The 18,738-nt window shown below is 35.3% G+C and carries 16 protein-coding genes and 1 pseudogene; 3 read left to right on the plus strand and 14 right to left on the minus strand.

Going from position 1 to position 18,738, the window contains the following annotated elements; all coding sequences use genetic code 11:
• The first annotated feature begins 110 nt into the window (after nt 1-110).
• Entirely contained in the window at nt 111-1,172 is a 1,062-nt protein-coding gene (locus tag H1D32_RS12605) for an AbrB family transcriptional regulator (RefSeq protein ID WP_261178654.1), read from the plus strand.
• A gap of 159 nt (nt 1,173-1,331) precedes the next feature.
• Here the strand turns inward: H1D32_RS12605 and H1D32_RS12610 are convergent, their stop codons facing one another.
• From H1D32_RS12610 to hmpA, 3 genes are all read right to left on the minus strand, one after another.
• Nucleotides 1,332-1,796, minus strand: coding sequence for a hypothetical protein (locus H1D32_RS12610; protein ID WP_261178655.1), 465 nt, complete (start codon nt 1,794-1,796; stop codon nt 1,332-1,334).
• Nucleotides 1,797-1,869: 73 nt separating this feature from the next.
• The gene (locus tag H1D32_RS12615; protein ID WP_261178656.1) at nt 1,870-2,841 is read right to left on the minus strand and encodes a bile acid:sodium symporter family protein; all 972 of its coding nucleotides are present in this window, start codon (nt 2,839-2,841) and stop codon (nt 1,870-1,872) included.
• A 134-nt stretch (nt 2,842-2,975) separates the two neighbouring features.
• Complete coding sequence (hmpA, locus tag H1D32_RS12620) at nt 2,976-4,211, minus strand: NO-inducible flavohemoprotein (protein ID WP_261178657.1); 1,236 nt, start codon at nt 4,209-4,211, stop codon at nt 2,976-2,978.
• Between the two features lie 300 nt (nt 4,212-4,511).
• Here hmpA and H1D32_RS12625 point away from each other — a divergent pair, with 300 nt between their 5' ends.
• Entirely contained in the window at nt 4,512-4,961 is a 450-nt protein-coding gene (locus H1D32_RS12625; protein ID WP_261178658.1) for an RrF2 family transcriptional regulator, read from the plus strand.
• 233 nt (nt 4,962-5,194) lie between these two features.
• Entirely contained in the window at nt 5,195-5,893 is a 699-nt protein-coding gene (ric, locus tag H1D32_RS12630) for an iron-sulfur cluster repair di-iron protein (RefSeq protein ID WP_261178659.1), read from the plus strand.
• A 39-nt stretch (nt 5,894-5,932) separates the two neighbouring features.
• Here ric and H1D32_RS12635 read toward each other — a convergent pair whose 3' ends face one another.
• The 11 genes and pseudogenes from H1D32_RS12635 to H1D32_RS12685 all read right to left on the minus strand — a co-directional run bounded on the left by H1D32_RS12635 (nt 5,933) and on the right by H1D32_RS12685 (nt 18,707).
• Complete coding sequence (locus tag H1D32_RS12635; RefSeq protein ID WP_261178660.1) at nt 5,933-6,376, minus strand: hypothetical protein; 444 nt, start codon at nt 6,374-6,376, stop codon at nt 5,933-5,935.
• A 105-nt stretch (nt 6,377-6,481) separates the two neighbouring features.
• Nucleotides 6,482-7,198 (minus strand): metallophosphoesterase family protein, encoded by a 717-nt coding sequence (locus tag H1D32_RS12640; protein WP_261178661.1) that lies wholly within the window; start codon nt 7,196-7,198, stop codon nt 6,482-6,484.
• Nucleotides 7,199-7,227: 29 nt separating this feature from the next.
• Complete coding sequence (locus H1D32_RS12645; protein WP_261178662.1) at nt 7,228-8,088, minus strand: proline iminopeptidase-family hydrolase; 861 nt, start codon at nt 8,086-8,088, stop codon at nt 7,228-7,230.
• A 713-nt stretch (nt 8,089-8,801) separates the two neighbouring features.
• Entirely contained in the window at nt 8,802-11,081 is a 2,280-nt protein-coding gene (locus tag H1D32_RS12650) for an EAL domain-containing protein (protein WP_261178663.1), read from the minus strand.
• A 574-nt stretch (nt 11,082-11,655) separates the two neighbouring features.
• Nucleotides 11,656-12,368, minus strand: a pseudogene (locus H1D32_RS12655) (polysaccharide deacetylase family protein).
• 404 nt (nt 12,369-12,772) lie between these two features.
• Nucleotides 12,773-14,545: a group II intron reverse transcriptase/maturase gene (ltrA, locus tag H1D32_RS12660; protein WP_261178779.1), complete on the minus strand. Its 1,773-nt coding sequence runs from the start codon at nt 14,543-14,545 to the stop codon at nt 12,773-12,775.
• Nucleotides 14,546-15,452: 907 nt separating this feature from the next.
• Nucleotides 15,453-15,839, minus strand: a complete 387-nt coding sequence (locus H1D32_RS12665; RefSeq protein ID WP_261178664.1) for a retropepsin-like aspartic protease — start codon at nt 15,837-15,839, stop codon at nt 15,453-15,455.
• Complete coding sequence (locus tag H1D32_RS12670) at nt 15,836-16,093, minus strand: hypothetical protein (RefSeq protein ID WP_261178665.1); 258 nt, start codon at nt 16,091-16,093, stop codon at nt 15,836-15,838. The genes H1D32_RS12665 and H1D32_RS12670 overlap by 4 nt, the downstream gene beginning before the upstream one ends.
• A 139-nt stretch (nt 16,094-16,232) precedes the next feature.
• Complete coding sequence (locus H1D32_RS12675; protein ID WP_261178666.1) at nt 16,233-16,541, minus strand: hypothetical protein; 309 nt, start codon at nt 16,539-16,541, stop codon at nt 16,233-16,235.
• Nucleotides 16,542-17,512: 971 nt separating this feature from the next.
• The gene (locus H1D32_RS12680) at nt 17,513-17,695 is read right to left on the minus strand and encodes a hypothetical protein (protein ID WP_261178667.1); all 183 of its coding nucleotides are present in this window, start codon (nt 17,693-17,695) and stop codon (nt 17,513-17,515) included.
• Nucleotides 17,696-17,885: 190 nt separating this feature from the next.
• Nucleotides 17,886-18,707, minus strand: a complete 822-nt coding sequence (locus tag H1D32_RS12685; protein WP_261178668.1) for a S1 family peptidase — start codon at nt 18,705-18,707, stop codon at nt 17,886-17,888.
• Nucleotides 18,708-18,738 lie beyond the last annotated feature (31 nt).

Consider the following 18,738-nt stretch of genomic DNA (forward strand, 5'->3'; position numbering starts at 1 on the left):
GATGAAATTCATTCTATTTAGTTAAATAATCATTTTTTGTTTAAAAATCATGTATAATATTTCGTATCACGAAAAATGATTATCTAGCTTTTTAAAAGGGGTTATTTCTAATGACATATATTAAATTTCCAAGGTTGATAGAAACCTTATTCATCGGCTATTTAGGTGGGTATCTTTTCACACTTGCCAACTTTCCACTCCCTTGGGTGCTCGGTGCTTTAACCCTTACTTTACTATGGCAAGGGTTTACGAAACGGAAGGCTTATTGGCCGAATCCATTCAAACAGGGGGGCTTTTTAGTTCTCGGTATGTATTTTGGTCTTTATTTTACGATCGAGACTTTTTTCACGATTGGTCCCTATTTACTACCTTACCTTTTGATGACAGTTGTTCTTATTTTTGCGAGTATTTTCATTAGTACTGCGGTGACAAAGTGGATTGAGGTTGATAAGATTACGAGTGTATTTGGATCAATTCCAGGAGGATTGTCAGAAATGGTTCTTGCAAGCGAGTCCCTTAACGCTAAAACCACTCTTGTACTTATCTTCCAGACCGTTCGTTTGTTAACGGTATTATTTACTGTCCCAGCGATGATCATCTATTTCTTTAAGGATCAAAGTCAAACGATACAGGCAATAGCAACTGCTCAAAGCTTCGTTTTTGGTGGCTGGAATTATTTTTGGTATCTTATCCCGATTTTATTTGGGGTGTATTTCCGTGATCGCATACCAGCTGGGCTCGTAGTTGTTCCACTAGGGATTACCGCTGCTATGAATATTAGTCCCATTGATATGGCTACCATACCTTCAATTGTGCTACTCTCTGCACAAGTAGCGGTTGGAATTGGATTAGGGAAAAGTATTTCGTTCGATGACTTAAAACTTGGTGGGAAGTATTGTCTCGTCTACTTTGTGGTTTCTTTATCTCTTATTCTTGTTGCATTCGGCTTAGGGGCTGCTTTAGCTCACTTTACAACGTTAGATTTAGCAACGGCAATGTTAAGCGTTGCTCCTGGTGGCTTAATTGAAATGGTATTAACAGCATCCACTGTTGGTGGTGATCCTGCGATCGTTAGTGCTCTCCAATTGACAAGGATCCTCGTCATTGTTATCTTCGTCCCAGCTTTTTTAAAATGGTACTTTAGAAAAGAAGCTTCCAAACAGGCGGCATAATGTTGGTATAGCAGAAGAGGCTGTCCCAAAAGTGTCTGACACCACGCGGATCCTACTAAATATAGACGTACATATATATCATATGTCTATATTTGGTGCCTAGCGGTGTCTGACACTTTGTTTTGAGACAGCCTCTTCATGATGTTCAACACGAGTAGTTTAATTAAGTATTTTTCTTAACTCCTGGGTAAGTTCAACTGGAATTTGGTATCCAACCCCATTTTCTGAAGGGTCGATAAGTAAGCCTTCTAGCTCTGCATGCTCAGTCTCATTCCCTAAGTTTAAGTGATACTGTGAAGAAGTTTTATCATCAAAGTGCAAGCGAACGTCATACTCGGCAGTATAAAATATCAAATGACTAGGACCCAATGTATCTCCATTTTCAACCGCCTCAATAAACAAACTCATCTCCGCCACTTCATCAATGACGATTTTTGATTTAAGTGGTGCTGCAAGCTTTACCGAATTAAGCGGTAAAAGGATTTTCGTTTCCCAATTATGGTATACGACTATTTTGGTTAGGTTCTTATCGCCAAATGGAACCGTTTGTTTGGAGTTTAGTTGAGTGCAGCCAAGTAAAGTTATTGCTAGCAGCGCGATTAGTATAATAAAGCTGTTTTTCATATGCTTTATATCCCCCTTCACATACTAGTCGAATTGCCACGGTGATAAGTTTCAACTACACTAGCTAATTCTATCAACCTGTTTGTGCAGCCTTTAGTTCAGTCTCTTTCGGTGCGAAGCGATGAAGCATATGGCCGAAAAAGGATGCTAACAATTGCTGAATTAACATACATGAAATAACTGGGATTGCTACAGGTGGTGCGAAAAATGTAATGGCGATGACAGCCCCCGCACTAATATTTCTCATCCCGCTATTAAACGTTAGCGCCACAACATCTTCATAGTTCCAGTGAAACACGTATTTGGCTACCAAACCACCGATGACGTACCCACAAAAGGCTAGTAAGAAAACTGTTACAATAATCCCAACTAGTTTCCAACTAACATCTGCTAAAAACGGAGCTACTGCTGCACTATTGATCGCGACAACAACTCCAAGACCAATTTTTGTAAAAGGAGCGAGTTTCGGACTTACTGTCGTTTTTACGCTTCCTTTTGTTACTTGGTTTAGGATCATACCAGCTAACGAAGGAACAACTATCATCCAAAATAAGCCGCTCATCATACCCCACTGATCAATTTCTACAGCGGAACCAACTAATATTTTTAAACTATACGTAATGATTAAAGGTGACAACATTGTATTTAAAAGGATAATAGACAATGTTAAGGCGATATTGCCCTTATAAATCGATACCCAGATTAGACTCATAATTCCAGTTGGGATGACAAACGCTAGCACAATACCGGTAATTGTGTAATTATCACCAGGAAAAAATAGATGACCGACGCCAAGAGCGATTAAGGGCATGATAATGTGTAGGATTGCCAAACAAATTAAAATACGTTTTGGATGGAAAACAGCTCTCTTTAAATCACTAAAATTTGAGTTTAAACTTCCTGAAAATGTCATAAATGCAAAAATCCAAGGCACTAAATACGTAAATCGCGCTAAAAATGCGGTGAGGATAACTCCTAAAACCACACTTGTAGGTGTGATAACTGGCATCAATTTTTCTAGTATTCGATTAAAACGAAATAACATAGGCTGACCATACCTTCTTTTCAATGAATTTAGTTTTCCTTTTATAAGCATATAAGATTAATGGAAAAATGAAAACTATTTCGAGTGTAAAAATAAAAGAAGTAATTACAATGTAATCACTTCTTAGTATATTTTTAATTTTTGAGATTAGTAGCAGGACCAAAAAATTCAAAGTGAATATTCTCTTGTGGAACTCCCCATTCAGTTAATGCCTGATTGATCGCTCTCATAAACGGAATAGGACCACAGAAATAAAACTCTGCATCCATACTTTTTAAGATTGATTGTAACCATGGAAGGTTAATATAACCTTCTTTATCGTAGTTAGTTGCAAGGCGATCTTCTTCGGTTGGTTCTTCATAACATACAAATGTATTGATATAGTCACTTTCACTTGCAATCTTTGAAACTTCTTCTTTAAGAGCATGAGTTCGGCCGTTAATAGCGGCATGGATGAATGTCACTTCTTTTTCTGGATGATATTCAGCTAGCGTTTTTAACATACTCACCATTGGTGTAAGACCGACTCCACCACTTATTAAAACCACTGGAAGGTTACTTTTTGTGTTTAAGACAAAGTCACCTGCTGGAGATGTAATTTCTAGTACATCACCAACATTAACTTCTTGGTGTAAAAAGGTTGAGACAATCCCATCAGGTGTTTTTTCACTTGCTTCTTCTCGTTTGACACTAATCCGGTAGTAATCTTTACCGGGAGCATCGGATAAACTATATTGTCTAATATGAGTGTACTTTTCCCCATCTATAACAGCTTTTACAGATATGTATTGACCAGGTTGATACGTAGCTAATTTCCCACCATCTTCTGGTTTTAAATAAAAGGAAGTTATGACGTCACTTTCTTGTACTTTCTTACTAACAACGAAATTTCGATACTCTTTCCAGCCACCAGCTTCTCTTTGTGCCTGTTCATACATCTCTTTTTCCACAGAAATGAATACATCAGCGATTAACCCGTAAGCTTCTCCCCATGCATTGATAATCTCGTCTGTTGCTGCTTCCCCAAGAACATCTTTAATAGCAAGTAGTAAATGCTCTCCTACGATTGGGTAATGCTCTGCCCTTACATTTAGACTTCGATGTTTGTGTGCAATTTGTTTTACGACCGGAATAATCGCTTCAAGATTTTCAATATGCATCGCAGCAGCATACACCGTATTGGCTAATGCTTTAGGTTGCTTCCCTTGCTTTTGATGAGCATGGTTAAAAATATTTAGCAATTCCGGGTGATTAGAGAACAACATTTCATAAAAGCGTTTTGTAATTGCTTCCCCATGTTCAGCTAAAACGGGTACAGTTGATTTAATAATTGTAATGGTTTCGCGGCTTAATGTTTTTGTAGTACTCATTGTAATTCCTCCTATAATAAAACATGTATTTAAAATACATGTTTTATTTAAACACGAAACACCTTTTAAAGCAATATATAAAATACTTCTTTTAATAAATGATTACTTCTTTCTACTGGTTTTATGATACTATTTACTTAATTCTTTTCTTGAAGAAATAAGCCTTGTGTGACAAAAGATCCAAACTGGCTCAATGTTGCCTACAGAAAAAAACATCAACGATAGAACTATTTAGGTTATCGGTCTGCTTGGATTTTATAAGCTTATACATTTATCGTTTTTTAGATCGGAGTGAGTATTGTGCACCTAACAGCATTTACAGATTATTCTTTGCGTGTCCTTCTATATTTAGGAAATCAACCGGAAAATAAACTTTCAAGTATAAAAGAAATTGCAGCAATTTATAACCTCTCTACTAATCATCTTAGTAAGATAGTCTTTGAATTGGGAAAGCTTGAACTTATCGAGACAAACAGAGGTAGAAACGGTGGAATCAAACTAAAGAAGCCTGCAAATGAAATTAATATTGGATGGGTTATTCAACAAACAGAAGAAAACCTAGAACTTGTCGAATGCTTTAATAAAACTAACAATGCTTGCATTTTAACAGCAGCTTGCCGCCTGAAGCATGTTCTTAATGAGGCTTTAGTAGCCTATTTAGACGTACTGTCTTCATATACGCTGGAGGATTTGTTACTAAATAAAGAAGAACTTCAGTCGATCTTTCATTTAGAAGCGAACAAAAACTAGAGATAAAACTATATGGAAACAAAAAAACAGGATCTTGTTAGTAACATGTTCCTGTTTTTTTATTTGTTGAAAAAAGGACTGCAGATCCTTTTAGAGAAAACTACACTTTATCAACGACTTTTTTCCGTCTGAAAATATTTTTAAAAAAATTTTCGCCATTGTGACAATTGTCCTATTGGAACATTAGTTATAGGCTTATACTTAAAATATCTTATAAAAGGAGTTGGTTCTTAATGAACGCAATTTTTAATAGTGCAACTAAAACTGGTGATATCGTAACAAAACTACCTGCAGCAAGTAAGGTATTTAAAGAATACAAAATTGACTTTTGTTGTGGTGGAGATCGCCCAATTGGTGAAGTCCTACAAGCTAAGAAATTAAACGAGGTTGAAATTTTAGAAAGATTAAATGAACTTTATGCTACAAGTAACCGAACAGATGATGTGAATTGGGAAGAAGCACCTTTAGCACAATTAGTAGATCATATTGTTAACAAACATCATGTCTATACTTCAGAGGTTCTTACAGAATTACAGGCATTCGTAACGAAGGTCTACCGTGTGCACGGTCAGGATCACCCACATTTACGCGATGTTTATCAAGCGTTTACGACGTTAAAGGCTGAAATGGAGCAACATTTAATTGATGAAGAACGCGATGTATTCCCACATATTGTTGCTTTTGAAGAGTCGCAATCTGAAGCTGAACTTTCAAAAGCTAAAGCGGAGATCACAAAATTAGAAAGCGAACATGAAGCGGTTGGAGATCTTCTGAAAAATTTACGTGAGTTCACTAATGATTATAATCTTCCTCCAGGTGCTTGTAATACGTACCGTCTAACATATTTAAAGCTTGAGGAACTTGAAACTATGACTCATGAACATGTTCACTTAGAAAATAACATTTTATTCCCACGTTTAATGAAAGCTTAAATAAAAATAGATCCCCACTTCTCAGTGGGGATCTTTCGCCTATTTTAAGCTATTTACAATCGCATTCGCTGTTGCTTGCTTTACTTGAACTTCTTGTTGAGCTTGTTGAACTCTGCTTTGAATTTGTTTCACCGTTTCTTGTTGCTGGTGTAGTTGGTAAAGTGCTTGTTGTAGTTGCTGATTTTCATTTAATAAGGTTTCATGAGCCTGTTGAACTTCTTGTTGAGCTTGTTGTAAGTCTTGTGGCATCCCAGTTGTTTGTGTTTCTAGTGGCATAGCCGTGTATTGTTGCTCCTGAGGCATGCTAGGAGTTGCCGGTGTTTCATCTTGACTCGTATCAAATAACAATCCTGCCATTTCAACGAGTTGTGATTGACTGAATATCTTATCTTGATTATCATTTATAGTCGTTGCGTTTGTTTGAACATTTTGAAATGCTTGTTCAAGTTCATTCTGACGTTCTTGATGATTTGATGGTTTCATCAGTATTCCTCCATTAATTATGATTATGGTTATCCTACTGATTAGCGTGCGCATTAAATTCGATTCTATGCTCAAAATCCGATTTTACTCGGATAAGTCTTTCCACTATCTTGCTCCATTCACAATAATTCGTTTCATCATCTCAGCATTAGGGTACCCGGCTTCTTGATAAAGTTCAAGCACACGTTCCTTATTGTAGTCCACTCTTTCAATTGATGTTCTTATCCTTCCGTCGACTACTTCAACAATCGCATAAGAAGCTTTTGCCAAACCATCAAAAGGTAAGCCAACGCTACCAGTATTAATAATTACTTTTCCTTTTAAATATCTGATATAAGGAACGTGAATATGACCATAAACAAATAGTTGAGCATCGTGACTCATCAATGAATCCTCAATCAAGAGATCGTCTGCATCTGGAGAAATAATGTCAAATAAACTAGTTGGAGTAGCGTGGAATACATGAATATTGACGTTCCCAACGTTTAAATTTAAGTGATGAGGTAAGCTTTTTAAATACTCGATGTCCCGAGGATCTAACTTATTTAATGCCCATTCCCGCTCAATGTTCATTAACTCTAAAGCACTATCAGGAACTTCCCCTGACCTTACTCCGCGAATGATCCATTCATCAGCATTTCCTTTAATCACGTCCGTAGATAATGAACGAACTAATTCTAAAGCTCTTTTTGGTTCAGGACCCCGGTAACTAATATCACCTAATACAATCGTCTTATCAATTCCTTGGCGTTCAATATCTTGTAAAACCGCCTCTAGAGCAACTGCATTTCCGTGAATATCTGAAATAAATGCAAATTTCATTACTACGTGCCTCCAGTTTTGTTTTTAGTTTATTCTTTAAGAAAGTTCCTAACAACCTGTAAAAATTCATCTGTCTCTTCTAAGTAAGGCATGTGAGCACTTTCTTCAAAAACATGCATTTTGGAATTTGGGGTAAGGCTCGAATAATACTTTGTCGCTTCTGGTGTTGCTTCATCAAAACGCCCACATGTAAAAAGAGTCGGGACTGATATTTCGTGTAACCTTGAAGTGCAGTCGAAATGTTTTAGATTTCCAGTTACGTGAAATTCTGATGGTCCCCACATCATGTTGTATACCTCGCTATTTTTAAGGTGAGCTCCTTTTTTCAAAAATTCTGGCCAAGGGTCTAGTCGGCAAACGAAATTTTTATTAAATTCTTGAGTTGCTTCCCTGTATTCCTGTGAGTCCGTTGTTCCATTTTCCTCACATTTTTTTAACGTTTCTTGAACATCCTTAGGTAATTTCTGGCGATTTCGTTCTTGATCTTCGGCCCATAGTGGTGCACTGAGACAGGAACTAGAAAAAATAACACTCTTAACTCCTTTTGGTTTAGTTAGCATATAAGCTGCTGCTAGTGTCGTCCCCCATGAATGTCCTAAAATATGTACTTCATCTAATGAAAGGGCTTCCCTAAGTTGCCCTAATTCTTCAACAAAACGATCAATTTGCCATAAAGAGGTATCGATTGGTCGGTCTGAGTATCCACACCCTAATTGATCATAAAATAAGACCGGTCGCTGTTCGGAAAGAACCTTTAGTCCTTGTAATGAATAATGGGAAGAGCCTGGCCCGCCGTGTATCACAATTACTGGGGTGTTTTTAGTACCTTGATCATGGAGTTGATACCAAACCTTACCTCCTGTTACTTCTACAAAACCTTCTTTTATCATGTTTTATCCTCCTTAACATTCCCTTTGCTATTTAAGAAAAACTTATTTTAGAAATTGTAGCATTTTCTAACTCGTTACGTCGACCAAAAGCGAAGATCTTATTTTAAATCCAAATGTATTGGTTTTAATTCATTTTTTTCTAAATACGAAAACATCCCAAAACAAAAAGGGTGTGATTAATTCACAACCCTTTAACATAGTTATTTATTGTTTAAGGTCTAATCCTTATTTAAATTGTAGATCTTTAGATTTAAATAAATAGCAAAGAGAAATGCGATCACATAAAAACTTGCGCCAGTATAAGAAGTAGCGGAAAAAAAATCCAAGAATGTCATCATATCCCACCGCCTTTTATTTATATAATACCACTTCCTCCTTTGTTAAACAACTGAAAATTCATAAAATTGTAACAATTCAATTTGACAAATATGCAAAAAAGCTAGGATATCCTTATATCCTAGCTACAGGTGACTAAACGACGTCTTCCTCCATCCCCTTGTTCGTGTTAAAAGCTCAGGTTAACGGTATACGTAGTATGTTGATTTAGCAGATATCCTCACACAGTTGAATTTTTCTTTTCGTTTGCTGGTTCTATCTATATAAGTCATTTGGGCAACCAAAGAGGTTGAATAGTAATAAACTTACCATTAATTAAATTAGCGAAGTCGTGATGATTTATCTAGGCGTCCTCATGTATTCCACTTGTAGCATTGTTAAAATAGTTTATGATTTATTTGTTGAAGGCTAGTAACTAATACCTCTAATTTTTGTGGACGTCCAAGAAAAAATCCCTGTACAAAATCACATTTTTTTGCTTGAAGGAACTGTAACTGTTCTTTCGTTTCTACTCCCTCAGCAGTAATGGTTAAATTCATCTTATGTGCCAAGTCGATGAGTCCCTCTACGATGCCATTGTCCTTTTCGTTTTCTCCAATCCCATTTATAAATGATCGATCAATCTTTATCGTGTCAACAGGAAGTCTTTTTAGATAATTAAATGAAGAAAAGCTTGTCCCGAAATCATCAATCGCAATTGTAATTCCAGCATTCTTAAGTGAATTCAAGATATGGATCGCCATGTTTGGATCGCTCATAATGGTTGTCTCTGTGATTTCAAATTCGATAAAACTAGGCTCTAATTGATATTTGTCTATCACTGAAAAAATACTAGCTTCAAGTTCCGGGTCTAAAAATTGTTTCGGCGACAAATTAATCGCCATTCGTAATTCTGGGTAAGTTTTGTGCAACTTTTGTAAGTCATGACAAACTTGATCAATGACAAACTTACCTAATTCGATAATAAAACCAGAATCTTCAGCTATTGGGATAAACTCAGCGGGGCTAATCAACCCAAGCGTGGGATGTTCCCAGCGAATCAACGCTTCTAGCTCAAGTGGCTTTCCTTTTAAGTGGACCTTTGGTTGGTAAGCGATATGAAAATGCTTCTTTCTAAAAGATAGTTTCAGTTCATTTTCTATTAAATATTTTCTAGTAAATGCTTCCTGCATCTCTTCCTGATAATAAAGAACTTGTTTTACTCCACGAATTTTTGCGATAGACATAGCCTTCGTAGCACTTAAATAAAGTTGCTCAGCTTGGTCCCCGTGGTCAGGGAATTTGCTAATCGCTGCAGAAGCAGTTATATGAATTGGTCCTTTAACTGTATCAAACGGTGCACTTAGGTCTTGTTGGATCTTATCTAAGAAGGAATTGATCGGTTTTTCTTGTGGAAGCAAAATCGCAAATTCGTCCCCGTTTACCCGAGCTAGTGATTGGTCATCAGTAAGATTTTTTAAGCGGAAAGCAAATTGTTTTAGTATTTCATCCGCATTGGTAACTCCAATTAAATCATTAACCAACTTGAACTTATCAATATTAAAGAGGACCAGGTGAAAAGCTTGACCAGTCGTCATTTGTAACTCGATTAGTTGATCTAGTGATTTTCTATTATAAAGACCGGTGAGTAAATCATAATTTTCCATAAAATCTAGTTCTTTTTCAATTGCAAGCTGATTTGTAATATCGGTGATTGAATAAAGGAATATCTTCTCTTTATTTAGGAAAACAACGGTTTTATTCAATGTAACATACAAAGTTTCCCCGTTTGACTTTTTAATTGTTGCCATGTCGCCCTCTTTAAGGAAAGAACCAATCTCCTCTTTTACAAAGCTAGAGATATCTTTGCCTATCACAGATGATCTTCGTGTCTTTAGTAATTGTAAACCCACATTATTAATATAAAGAATTGCGCCTCTTTTCACTAAAAATATCATTTGCGGTGATAATTCGAGTAATTTTTTGTATCGCTCAAGTTCTTTATTAGTTAAGATCATTTCGCGATTTGAGGTTATATCTTTTAGGATGAAATAAAAACCAATATTTTTTTCTTCAATTATGATGGGTATTCTTTTCACAAGAGCAATGACTGTGATTGAATGCAATTCTAGTAATACCTCTTCTTCTAAAGGAATTGTTTTTGGACTTTCACCAAAAACACTTAGCGTTGGGAATAATTCAGTAATCGTTCGATCTATAACTTGATTTTCTGCGATCTGAAATGAGCTAGTAAAGGCCTTATTCACCAGTTGGATCGTACCTTCAACATCTGTAGCAATAATCGAATCGTTATTATAGGAAAATAATGAATGAAAACGTTCTTTTTGTTCAAACACTTCATATTTTTTGTTTTCGAGTTCAGTCACATCTTTAATAAATGCAATTACATAGTTGGCTTTGTTAATGATGACGGGAACGAGAGTTGACTCTGCCATCTTAAATTGAGCGTTATTTTTAAGATTCATGGGCTCTATATAGGTTACAGATTGTCCACTCTTTACAGCCTTTGAGTATTTTTCGTGCAGAGGTGTTGCGATTTCCTCACTATAGATATCTTGAAGGCATTGTCCAAGCGCATCTTCTGGTAAATTAGCAAGGACAATCGCTTGCGCACTTACTTGGACGTATTCAAAACGACCATCGTCCCGTTGTTTCATTAAAAAACGATATCAAAAAGCTTGGACATCATTAAGAACATTTCTTTAACTTCAGTTAAATCACGGTTAAATTGCATCTATATTCTCTCCAGTAAAACATCCAGTATTTTTAAATGCAGATCTTAATTATATGTTCTTTTCGAAAACATTGTGGCTTTTAGGTCGTAACCAAACATTCGCTTGGTTACGACCTAAAAGCCAATAGCAACAATCTCTTTAAAATAGCCTAATTGAAAAATAGATTTCTTGTTTATTCTACATTTTACTACATAAATTTATTGTCTTCTATGGGAATCTAGTAAAAAGAAAAAATATTTCTTCCAATTGTCACCTTCTATATTTTATTAATATAGCAATCTGGCGAAACGTTGTCATTATGTTAAACAAATAGGTTTCAGAAAGAGTGAATTTCATAATTAACTTATTCTATCCAACTGTAGTCACTAAAGTCGTAAGTTCAAAAAGTCTTCCGTGACCGCCATCCTAATCGAAAACAAAAACTCTACTCGCAAAAAGCTAAAATTAGCAAATAAAAAAAGACGCTCTTCGTAGCAGCGCCCTTTTAATAGTCATTCTAGCTTTCATATTCTAGTAGTTCTGAAACTGTGGTGAAAGTATATCCTTGTTGCTTTAAAGACGTTATGATTTGACAAACAGAATCTAGGGACTCTCTTCGACTCTCATACATGACATGCAGCAAAATGATGGAGCCTGGCTCTACATTTTGTAAGACATGCTCAACGATTTTTTTGAGTCTGAAGCCACTTCAGGATAGGTCTCAGGTTCAATATTCCATAATATAGTTTTACGTTCTTCCTTAAAAAGATAATACGGTAGAACTAGTAATTTTTTCCCGAATGGTGGACGAAAATGAATATCTCCTTCATAGCCAATTTTCCGAATTAGCTCATCTGTTTTTTCAAGTTCAGCTTTTATAAAGGATGGCGATTTAAACACCATTCGCTGATGTGAGTAAGAGTGGTTACCAATTTCATGTCCTTCCAAGGCGATTTGTACGGCATCATCATAATATCTCTCGATTTCATCGCCTGTTTAATAGAACGTTCCCTTTACGTTCTCCTCTCGTAAGATAGTTAATATTTCATTAGTATTCACACCAGGTCCATCATCAAACGTTAGGGCAACTACCCTTTCACTAGTCTCCACTTTTCCAACTGGCTTTGTGAAAAATTGAAAATTTCTAGAGCTTGCAAGTTCGTTTGTAAAATAAACGATCGAAAAAAACAAAACAAAAACAACACTAATACGTATGAATATTTTTTTCATATTTCCTCCAAGTCTCACTAACGTTAAGATAAAATTGTTATTTAAATAGTTTAGCATGTTTTAAATGGTTTGTGAGATCAAATACAATAAACCCCGACCAATGTTATTAACGGGTTTACTTCATAGGTGCAAAACGGTAAAACAAAACATCATTACAAAGTAAATCGCACAATTTCCACACTGTTTTTCACAGTATAATTCACACGAAAAAAGGCTTCGAGAATTTTTTTCTAAGCCTTTTAATTTTAATTGCTTATTGATACGAATAGGTAAGGGTTTGAAGTTATCGCTCCCTTTTCCCCTCGTTCACACCGTACATGAGACTTTCACCTCATACGGCGTTCCAACTAATCCAATCCATTCAATTCTATGTATTTAATGAAGCAATTTAATTTTTCCAAAGTCTAGATTGATGTATTTCTGCATTGTTTTCTTAATTCGTTAACCTTTTCTAACTGCTTTCGATTGAGCCGAAGCGCAGTTAATAAAGCTTTTATTTTATCAGTGTCTTTGAGATGTACAAGTCGATGCACACTTTCATGTAGCACGATTAAATTTGAATATCCATCATCTTTCGAAAGATGATAAGGATTTTTATGATGACAATGCCAATCGTTTAAGCCCAGTTCAACACCTGAGACTGCACATTTTCCGTATTGGGCAATGAACTTACTTATTCGATTGTCGTTATATTCAATTGTTCGATTTGGGATAAAGTTTTTCATTATATGACTGAGTATCTTTTTATTGATAGCTTTAAGATTTTCGTGTAGTTTTTCTCTTCCTTCGGCAGTGTAGTTGCACGTACCTTGAGAAAAGCATAGATTTGTTTTATGTCTTTGAGCGTGAATTGGGACGAAAACCATATTCTGAATTTTGTATAGTTTAGCCTTACATCCTTTATAACGCTTTTGTAAAGTACTAGTCATATCTGAAAATTTCGCTTCTGTTCTAATGTCTTTTAAACGATTATAAAGTGTTTTCTGAAGAAAAGAGCTCAACTCACTTAAATTTTTCATAATCCTTGTTGCTACTGAGTAATAATTTTGGATTCCCATAACGACTGTATTGAAATGCCAAACGGTTTCAGCACAAGGTTTCTTTTGTATAGTTTTAATACAATCTTTAATTTTAATAAGTGCAGTTGCTTTTGCTTTCTTTGTCATATTCGACTTCGCTACATAACCCATTCTTGTTTTACCTTTCCTAATCGCTCGGAATGTAAAACCAAGAAACTCTGACGAGTTTTTCTTTAAATTAATAACCTTTGACTTTTCTTCGCTTGTTTCAAGGTGTAATCTTGTTTTGAGGAAATCCTTTATAGCACAATTCATCCTCATTGCTTGTGAACGTGTGCGACACAAAACCTTGAAATCATCTGCATATCTTACGATATAGCACTCTTTTAAATTCGATTGTTTAAGTACTTTTACTTTATCGCCGTTTCGTTTGTAGGGATGATTGGTTACGAATGTCTCCCATTGATTACTAATCCACCAATCTAGTTCGTTGAGAACTATGTTGGATAATAACGGGGAGAGAATACCGCCTTGTGGTGTTCCTTTAGTTGGTATCCCTTCGCCATCAATCTCAGCTTTCAAAAGCTTTGAAATGACGGCAAGCAGCGCTTTGTCTCTAATCCCTAAAGACCATATTTGTTTTAGTAGCTTACTATGACTAACATTATCAAAGAAGCCTTTAATATCAACATCTATACAGTGATAGAGACCCACCATATTAATGAGGGACTCAAATCTTGCTTTTGCGTGATGTGTGCTTCTATTTGGTCTAAAACCGTAGCTATGTTTATGGAATTTCGCTTCGCAAATTGGCTCTAAAACTTGTAAAATACTTTGTTGTAGAATTCTGTCCCATATCGTAGGAATGCCTAAAGGTCGTTTTTTCCCGTTTGATTTTGGTATAAAGACACGTCTGACTTTTTCTGGGCTATATGATTGAAGCATCTTCTGAACTTTATTTATTACTTTTTCAACAGACAAATATTTTACATCTTCAATTGTTAACTTATCCGTCCCTGCTGTTTTACTTCCAGTATTTCTTTTTATGTTTCGATAAGCAAGGCGAATATTTTCATTAGAACTAATCAGTTTCATTAATTCATAAAAGTTTTGACCATCAACACTCTGAGTGTATAAATTATCATAGCTGTGTTGCATATCATAATACTCGTTGTGTCTCAGTTTCTTCCGTTTTAGCAAGTCGGTGACTCCCTTGGGAGTTGAACCTCTTTTAGTCTTACAAGAACCTTATTAATCGATAAAGAACTGTCTAACATGGTTGAATGTTCCTTTATTAGTCTAGTGGCTATCCCTCCGTGCGGATTAGACATTTCATTGGTACTGTGCCACCACTTTCACTGATACTAAAATAAGTTATACAATAGCTAATCTCATTATTGCTTTCCTAATTACCATTTCTTTAGGAGTAAGCCCTCCATGTTATCAGCTTACAACGTTGAATTATATCTATTATGGAATGAACTTAGGTGCTTCCTCTAAGCCTGTTAGCCGTTCATATGCCTGTAACATATCATGGACTTTCATAATAGCGAGTCTTACTCATCCACTGCTAACTTCACAATTTGGTGATGTACACATTTCTATGTAGTAAGCGTTTAGACCCGTACATTCAGAAGTTCGTCAGCGTAGCCCTTTATTATAGGCTTTTTGCATTCTCACCCTATTCATTCAACTCAAGCATCATGATTTACACCACCCCCTCGGGTAGGCTTTCGTCAGCTTTATCTGTTACGGTAAATTCTCACGCCTTTTTGCCGAGCTTATAACACTATCAATCTTACTAATTATAGTGCTATTCGACTAAGAGAGAGCCCTTCAAGACGTTACTCAATCATTTGACTCTTCGATATAACCCTTCAACTCCCCGAAGGGAATTGTCTACCTTTTACCTGAGTAATGTGACCATTCTCAATTTGTGGTAGAAACATTTCGCACAACTATTGCACTCGTTACTTTAAGTGTACCATTTCACATAGCCACAATTTTCTATTTTAACTCTTATGTTTAATAATGCTAAAATAAAAATGCCCCCTTTAAAAGAGGACTACTTTATGGATATATTAAACTGTTTCAAATCAATAATAAGACCTACTTCTTTCATGAAGTCAAAGCCGATAATACCATCAATCTCAAGACCATAATCCATTGCCCCTAATTCAACATGGAAGTTTTGAATTGCTATTTCATCGTTAATAGAGATTTCATCTATGTTTTTAGTATAAACAAACTCAAGGCCACCGACTCCTTGAATCGTTTGAGTTACATCATTTGCTTCTGGTTTTATCCCTATTTCTTCGAGTTTGTTAACATTAAAAATTGTTCCAGCAGATCCAGTATTAATTAAAACATTTTCTGATTTTAAGCTTTGCCCTCGAAAAGTAACTGTAGCTTCTATAAATGGTAAATCTGACAATTCCCTTATCTTAATCATATTTTTCTAAGTCCAGTCCATTTCTTCTCACGTATTTCAAGATCTTCCCTAGATGTATGAAAGAAGTAAAGTTCACGGTTAGACTTTTGCTTGTGTAATTCATTATGACGACGGAATGCGTCCATTGAGTCGTCAAAGCAATCTATTACCGCAATCTCATCTACTATACGATAATTATTATCTGAGTGAGCTTCAATTGCTTCAAATACAACCCATTTATCTGGATATGCTTTTCGAACATCCTCCCATAACATTTATACTCCCCCTTTGTGAAGTAGTGATTTCTATTTCTATTTTATCAAATTTCTTTAATACACCTCAAATTTTTTTATTCAAGATAAGTTTCCGTTAGTTGAGTAAAGAATTTGACCTTTTACTTCAAGTGAAATTAATTTACATATATTGAATGATCAAAATGAAAAATACACCAGTTAACCAAATTAGCAGAATAAAAAACATTCTTTGGTTACCGATTCTTTTATCTTTCCAATCTTCTAATGAAGGTAATAACACATAACCTATTAGGATAATTATCAACCCTACAACCAGTACAGTTTGAATAGACATAATTATTCCAATAAGAAGAAGAGATGCACCAATAATTAATAAAATAAATTCTCCAAGTTTAAAAGGGTTTTTTAAACTCAATTTAAATTGTTCCATTTCCTCTTTGGTAAAAAATATAATATTTTCCTTCGGCAATCCTTCTCCCCCTTATTTGATACGACCTAGGCTCAGGCGCACTCGTATTCGTTACTTGAATAACCTTTATTGCATTTTATTTACTAAATCAAGCAGTGTTTGTTTAACTTCACCTAATCGTTAGCACCACAAGCGATAACCCTGTTCATTTATTGCGTTCGTTACTTCAAAAATGGTAACGCTATTGCATTTTGGTACTAATAATCTCAGTTTCTTTCTGCGTTTTACCAATAAGTTTTCCAGTTAGAAGTAAAACCGCTCCGATTACCAGCATTCCATAAAAAACGATTGAGAGTTCATAAAACCGAGAGGATAAACAATTGAACTTACTATTACACCCAATCCAAAAGAACTAATGCCATTCCCGACTAACTTTTTTCTCATTAATCTCATCTCCTTTTTGTAGTTTCAATACCCGTCAAAACAAAATTCTAATTTTTCTAATATTATTTACGGAAGTATACAATATAGTGTTTCAGATTTAAAATCTTGTTCAAGTATTCTGTTCTTGCTTAAGTTAGGAATACCTATCTTAATTCCAGTCTTTTTCCATATGTTATCCTTCTCAACAATCCTGCTCCAACACTTAAACAAAAGCGTCACTGCTGCTGTTCCAGTAAATCTTTCTTATCTACAGTATGTTTTTCCACCGTATTCAACGTTAGCAAAGAGAGAGAAAATGCCCGTTTACTATCTTTGTAGAAGCATTATCTACAGTTAATATTTATAGTTTTCAACGTATTCAACGACAGGACTTTACGTGGAGGGGTGGGTATGATAGGCTTGGATGCCTTTTGAAACAACGGCTTCAGACTTTCAAGTACAATCATGCCCGCAGAGGCTCCACTTCAAGTCCTTAACCACTTATCTTGGCATCCATGTACACAAAGATAAAAGGTGCATTATATCAACGTTTTATTGTTGATACTGGAGATAAGGAAGCGTTACTTCAATAAAAATCTTTAAAAATGTCACTTCAAGTTTTTAGTCCTAGCTAAAATTTCAGAAACACCCATAGCTATACTTGCATTTAGCATTGCGAATATTGAGATAATCATAGATACACTATCTGAATCACTAAAAAAGCCCATTACAAAAAATATAAAGGCAAATAAAAATACAAGTGTGCCAAAAATAGATAAAAACCTTCCCATTATTTCTCACCTCATTCAATAAGTGTTTCTTTAGCAATCCTGCTTCGTTAGCACCACGACGGAAGCAACAGCGTCTTGCACTAAATGCTCCCAGATAGTTTAAGTACACTACTTCACAAAACCTTGATTAATCAAGGTTTTTATTGTTGGGCTATAGCACTCGTTCAAAACCATTATGCTATACTTAAATTTATTTCTTCCATTCCTCTAAAAAAGTACGGATTTGTTCATTTGGCATCGCCATTCCAGATATAAAATGTCGAAAAAGATTATAATTCCCACCTATATGTATACCCACTATCTCCAAGTTTTCATTAATCAAAGCGCTGCCGCTACTTCCTTCTGATACTAGAGCTGTATGCTCCAACATTGGATGTTGTCTTTTTCCTATTTCGTCACCAAAAGTCCTAAGTTTCTTACTGCTTATTTTTCCAATTGTAACAACATTTCTTTTACCATATGGATTACTCATAGATGCAACAATGTCCCCATACTTAGGGTTTTCATCTGCAACTGGCAGTACATTATAGTGATCATCAGTTATAAAACTAATTATAGCTAAATCATATTCATCATTTACATGCTCGATTAAGACAACAGGAAATTGTTGATAATATTTAGCTCCTCCCTGAAACTGCCCGCCTTTACTTAGGTAGTCTACATAGTCTAGATCATCATACCCCATAACAACAAACTGAGTATCATCTATATTATCTATTTCTGAAATCACATGGTTGGCAGTCAGTGCAAAGTAACGATTACCTTCTTTTCCGATAATCACTCCACTAGCGCCAGGTGAAATTGATATAGATCGCCCGTTTTCATCATCGATATTCTCTAGACGAACAATTTTAATATTCGCTGAAATTGCTTCTTTTTCAATTTTTTCTATTAGTCCACTATACATCGCTTTGTTAAAGAACAATTTATTATTAATTAAGGGATGAAAAAAGAAAATACTCATTATAAAAAAGACTATTAACAAAAACAGTATTAAATGTTTGATTCTCATCTCTCATAACCTTTCTAAGAAGTTTTCTGTT

This window comes from Anaerobacillus sp. CMMVII (assembly GCF_025377685.1).
Classification (GTDB): domain Bacteria; phylum Bacillota; class Bacilli; order Bacillales; family Anaerobacillaceae; genus Anaerobacillus.